The sequence below is a fragment of the Sphingomonas sp. FUKUSWIS1 genome, from assembly GCF_000733135.1.
GTDB classification, from domain to species: domain Bacteria; phylum Pseudomonadota; class Alphaproteobacteria; order Sphingomonadales; family Sphingomonadaceae; genus Sphingomonas; species Sphingomonas aerolata.
On sequence record NZ_JPJC01000161.1, the window covers coordinates 20,675 to 25,171 of the forward strand.

Consider the following 4,497-nt stretch of genomic DNA (forward strand, 5'->3'; position numbering starts at 1 on the left):
CATCGCCAATGGCGGTCCCGCGCCTGAATCGATCACCGACGCGATCAACGCGCGCACGCTCGAGATCGACCGCTGGCTGACCGTCGACGCGGCCGACATCGATCTCGACCAGGACGGTGAGGTCATGGTCGGTGACATGCCCGTCGAGGTGGTCGATCCGGTCGAGGACTATGCCGCGCTGATGGAGACGCTGTTCGACTTCGACGCGATCCGCGCCGCCAGGCTGACGATGGCGTTCGACGCGATGAGCGCGGTCACCGGGCCCTATGCGACAGAGATCCTCGAACGCCGGCTGGGCTTTGCGGCCGGCACGGTGCGCAACGGCACCCCACTGCCCGATTTCGGCGGGCATCATCCCGACCCCAACCTCGTCCACGCGCATGAGCTGTACGAGACGATGATGGCACCCGACGCCCCCGATTTCGGTGCAGCATCGGATGGCGACGGCGACCGCAACCTGATCATCGGCCGCCACCGCTTCGTGACCCCGTCGGACAGCCTCGCGATGCTGGCGGCAAACGCGCACCTCGCCCCGGGTTATGCCGGTGGCCTCAAGGGCATCGCCCGCTCGATGCCGACCAGCGCGGCCGCCGACCGCGTTGCCGAGGCTCTGGGCATTCCCGCGTACGAGACGCCTACCGGCTGGAAGTTCTTCGGCAATCTGCTCGATGCGGGCATGGCGACGATCTGTGGTGAGGAAAGCGCCGGGACCGGGTCCGATCACGTCCGCGAGAAGGACGGGCTCTGGGCGGTGCTCCTGTGGCTCAACATCCTCGCGGTCCGCGGCGAAAGCGTTGATGCGATCGCGCGCGATCACTGGGCGAAATTCGGCCGCAACTATTACGCGCGCCACGATTACGAGGGCGTCGAGACCCCGCGCGCCGACGCGCTGATGGCCGCGCTACGTGGGAGCCTCGCGACCCTGCCCGGCAACCAGTTCGGCGACCTCACCGTCGAGACCGCGGACGAGTTCGCCTATACCGACCCGACCGACGGCTCGATCAGCCGCAACCAGGGCGTCCGCATTCTCTTCACCGGCGGCAGCCGCGTTGTGTTCCGCCTGTCGGGCACCGGCACCACCGGCGCGACGCTGCGCGTCTATCTCGAACGCTATGAGCCCGTCGGCGGTGATCTCGACCGCGAAACCGGCGACATGCTGGCGAGCATCGTCGCGGCGGCGGAATCGATTGCGGGGATCGCGCAGCACACCGGCCGCAGCGCACCCGACGTCGTCACCTGATCGCGTCACCCCGCAGCAGGCGGGCCGGGGTTCAAACCCCGGCCATAGTCTTCTAGGCTGGGCGTCATGACCCTTCGCCGTCGCCGCAGCGCGCTCTACATGCCCGCCTCCAACCCCCGCGCCATCGCCAAGGCCCGCAGTCTGGCCTGCGACGTCGTGATCCTCGACCTCGAAGATGCGGTGGCGCCCGACGAGAAGGCGGCGGCACGCAACCGTGTCGTTGCCGAGGTCGGCACGGGCGGTTTCGGTACGCGCGAGCTGGTGGTGCGGATCAACGCGCTCGATACCCCATGGGGTGCCGACGACATCGCCGCGCTACGCGGTATCGGCGTCGATGCGGTGCTCGTGCCCAAGATCTCCGGCGCCGTCGATCTTGCCGACGTCCGCGCCGCACTGGGTACCGACGGGCCACCGATCTGGGCAATGATCGAGACCTGTGGCGGCGTGCTCGAACTCCCGGCGATCGCTCGTGCGGCCGCGGGATCGCGGCTCACCGCGCTGATTGCCGGCACCAACGACCTCGCCAAGGAGCTGCGCTGCCGCCCGGGCGTCGATCGAATGCCACTCATCCCCGCGCTGATGGCGATCGTGACGGCCGCGCGCGCGGCCGGGCTGGTGGCGCTGGACGGCGTCTGCAACGCGCTCGACGATCCGGCGCGCCTCGCCGCCGAAGCCGAACAGGGCGCTGGTCTCGGCTATGACGGCAAGACGCTGATCCATCCGGCGCAGATCGCGGCGGCGAATACCGCGTTCGGCCCTACCCCCGACCAGCTCGCCTGGGCTCGGACAATAGTCGACGCGTTCGCGGACGACGCCACGGCTGACAAGGGCGCGATCCGGCTAGACGGTCAGATGGTCGAACGACTCCACCTCGCCGAAGCCGAGGCGATGCTCGCGCAGGCGGATCAGCACGAACGCTGATCCAAGCTCAGCGCGGGCGGCCGACCCAGTCCGCGACCTGCTGTGCGACGCTATTGGCCGCGGTGTTGATCCCCGCCGCCGCGGACGGCGCATCGATCGCCGCGACCGGGACGCGCGCCTCGAAGCGACGCTTCTCGACCGACTGCATCCCTGCCCGCGTCAGCGAGGCATCGAACGTCACGACCGCCTCGCGCGTCGTCGCGTCGAGGCCGAAATTGCGCAGCTCCCCGCCCAGCATTGCACTCGGATCACCGACGGCCTGGACCGTCGACAGCACGACCATCCCGGTGCGCGCCGCGACCGTGTCGGACATCAGTCGCGCGAACAGTCGCGCGGGCGGCTCGGCCCATTGCGCGTCCTTCACATAGGCGATCGACGTCGCGGTGGCCTGCACCGGCACGCGCGCGGTCGCCAGCGCTTGCGGCACGGTCGGCACCTGCAGCGTGATCGACTTCGACGTCGCCGAATTCTGGTTCTGCCCGACCGCGACCGCGGACTGCGTCGTCAGCGTCAGCAGGGTCGGCGGCGGGGCGGCACCAAAGCTGATGCAGGCGCTGAGCGGCAGCGCCGCGAGGAGGATGAACAGCGGTGTCTTCATGGCGGTCATCACTTACCCTTATAGTCCGGAAGCTTCTGCTGCCCGACGAGCGAGCCTGCCCCCTGCTGGTCGACACGTTCGGCAACCGACGACAGCGCCGCGGCGGTGGTACGCAGATCGTGGACGAGGCGGTTGGCTTCGGGAATGGTGGTCTTCGAGAAGGCCTGCAGCCCGGGCCGCGCGTCGCCGATCGCCGCGTTCAGCGTTTCGGCGCTGGTCTGTGCCGACTGGATCGCCTTGTTCAGATTGGCCATCGCCGGTTTCACGTCTTCGGAGAGCACCCCGTTGGTGGTCTGCGCGAGCACGCCGAACTGCTGCGCGGCATCGCCCGCCTGCTGGATCGCAACCCGCGTCTGTGCCAGCGTCGCGGCGATTTCCGGCCCGCGATCGGCCAGCGCATCGGTCAGGCGATTGGTGTTCTCGAGGATCCCGGCGATCGACGCCTGGTTGCGATCGGTCAGCAGCCCGGTCAGCCGCTCGGTCAGCGTCGACAGACGCTCGAGCAGCTGCGGTGCCGAATTGAGGATCGCGCCAAGGCCACCCTGCTTGGTCGGGATGACCGGCACGCCATACGGGCATGGCTGGCCGTTCGAATCGGGGCAGCCGACCGCGGGCGCACCCTTGCGCGCGCCATCGAGCGACACCTGGCTGACGCCGGTGAACCCAACGCCCGAAATCGACGCGGTCGTGCCCTGGAGCACCGGCGTCTCCTCGTTCACGCTGATGCGGACGCGGACGAACTGCGGGTCGTTCTTCCACAGCGAGATCGACTTCACCTGACCCGACGGCACACCCGAAAAGGTCACCGCGGAGCCGCGCGCCAGACCGTCGACCGACTGGCGGAAGAAGATGTCATATTCCTTCTCTTCCGTGCCACCGAGCCGCGCAATCCACACGGTGAACAGCGCGAGCATCGCCAGCAGGATCAGCACGACGGCGCCGACAAGGACATGGTTCGAACGGGTTTCCATCAGAGCGTCCTTGCTTCTTTCTCGGCATATGTCGCGTCGGCGTCGTCCGGCGCGGACTGCTTGGACTGGACTTCGGTCGGGTGGGCATCGGCAACCGCGTCGGCACTGCGATGCGCCTCCTTGGTCGCCACCGCGGCGCGGCCGCGCGGCCCCTTGAAATACTCTTCGATCCACGGATGGTCGAGCGCGAGCAGTTCGTCGATCGTGCCGACCGCGATGACCTTCTTGTCGGCGAGCACCGCGACGCGGTCGCAGATCGCGTAAAGCGTATCGAGGTCGTGCGTGATCAGGAAGACGGTCAGGCCCAGCGTCTTCTGCAACGACTGCGTCAGCGAATCGAACGCCGCCGCGCCGATCGGGTCGAGCCCGGCGGTCGGTTCGTCGAGGAACAGCAGCTCGGGGTCGAGCGCGAGCGCGCGGGCGAGCCCGGCGCGCTTCTTCATGCCGCCCGACAGTTCGGCGGGAAACTTGTTCGCGGCATCCGCGGGCAGGCCGGTCATCACGACCTTGTACGCCGCGATCTCGGCGAGCAGCGCGGGCGGCAGGTCGGGATAGAATTCGCGCAGCGGCACTTCGACATTTTCGGCGACGGTCAGCGTCGAGAACAGCGCACCGCCCTGGAACAGCACACCCCAGCGCTTGCGGATCTCGGTCGCCTCGGTCTCCTCGCGGCCGATATTCGATTCGCCGAACACCGTGATCGCGCCTTCGGCGGGCGTCTGGAGGCCGATGATCGAGCGCATCAGCACCGACTTGCCGGTCCCCGA

5 protein-coding genes are annotated in these 4,497 nt (G+C 68.5%); 2 read left to right on the forward strand and 3 right to left on the reverse strand.

Annotated features, from left to right (window positions below; translation table 11 throughout):
* Together sphsw_RS10350 and sphsw_RS10355 are read left to right on the forward strand one after the other, a co-directional pair.
* Positions 1–1,240 (forward strand): alpha-D-glucose phosphate-specific phosphoglucomutase (locus tag sphsw_RS10350; protein ID WP_031440554.1); only part of this gene is annotated, 1,240 nt, incomplete at its 5' end.
* Positions 1,241–1,306: 66 nt separating this feature from the next.
* Entirely contained in the window at positions 1,307–2,161 is an 855-nt protein-coding gene (locus sphsw_RS10355; RefSeq protein ID WP_031440555.1) for an HpcH/HpaI aldolase/citrate lyase family protein, read from the forward strand.
* 7 nt (positions 2,162–2,168) lie between these two features.
* On the opposite strand, the gene sphsw_RS10360 is transcribed toward sphsw_RS10355, so the two are convergent.
* From sphsw_RS10360 to sphsw_RS10370, 3 genes are all read right to left on the reverse strand, one after another.
* Positions 2,169–2,759, reverse strand: a complete 591-nt coding sequence (locus sphsw_RS10360; RefSeq protein ID WP_081874269.1) for an ABC-type transport auxiliary lipoprotein family protein — start codon at positions 2,757–2,759, stop codon at positions 2,169–2,171.
* 8 nt (positions 2,760–2,767) lie between these two features.
* Entirely contained in the window at positions 2,768–3,730 is a 963-nt protein-coding gene (locus sphsw_RS10365; protein WP_031396265.1) for an MlaD family protein, read from the reverse strand.
* Positions 3,730–4,497, reverse strand: a 768-nt coding sequence (locus tag sphsw_RS10370) for an ABC transporter ATP-binding protein (protein WP_042467032.1), incomplete at its 5' end; no start/stop codon positions are given. The genes sphsw_RS10370 and sphsw_RS10365, both read right to left, overlap by 1 nt.

Bases quoted from the DNA above. Each gene is read 5' to 3' on its own strand.
- sphsw_RS10365 (WP_031396265.1), bottom strand. From the start codon at position 3,730: ATGGAAACCCGTTCGAACCATGTCCTTGTCGGCGCCGTCGTGCTGATC.
- sphsw_RS10360 (WP_081874269.1), bottom strand. From the start codon at position 2,759: ATGAAGACACCGCTGTTCATCCTCCTCGCGGCGCTGCCGCTCAGCGCC.
- sphsw_RS10355 (WP_031440555.1), top strand. From the start codon at position 1,307: ATGACCCTTCGCCGTCGCCGCAGCGCGCTCTACATGCCCGCCTCCAAC.